The following is a 474-nucleotide window of genomic DNA, read 5'->3' as shown; positions in this document are numbered from 1 at the left end:
CGCAGAGTTCGGACCGCTGATTACGCAGAGGCAACGCGATCGTGTCGCCGGATTCGTTGAACGCGCCCAGGCCAACGGGGCGACGGTGATCACAGGTGGCCACATCCCCGACCGGAACGGCTTCTTCTACGAGCCGACCCTCATCGCGGCGAGCCAAAATTCAGAGATCGTGCAGAAGGAAGTCTTCGGCCCTGTTGTGTCGATCACGCCTTTCAAGGATGAAGACCAGGTGGTCGGCTGGGCCAACGCTTCTTCCTACGGCCTTGCCTCGTCGATCTGGACACGCAGCCAAGGACGCGCGGCCCAACTCTCCGCCGCCTTGCGTTATGGCGTGACATGGGTCAACACCCACGGCGTCTTCGCAACCGAGATGCCACACGGTGGCATGCGAAATTCCGGCTACGGCAGCGACCTTTCCATGACGGCCCTTACGGAATACACGCAAGTTCGGCACGTGATGTTCGCCCATAGGCG

At 61.4% G+C, this 474-nt stretch carries 1 protein-coding gene; it reads left to right on the top strand.

Annotation, left to right across the window (positions count from 1 at the left end; genetic code table 11):
* A partial coding sequence (locus tag AC2JF9_RS08830; RefSeq protein ID WP_500727016.1) for an aldehyde dehydrogenase family protein occupies nucleotides 1-474 on the top strand: 474 nt, incomplete at both ends.

It is taken from the genome of Lactobacillus sp. C449L (assembly GCF_059900815.1).
This window is presented reverse-complemented; position numbering and strand designations above follow the sequence as displayed.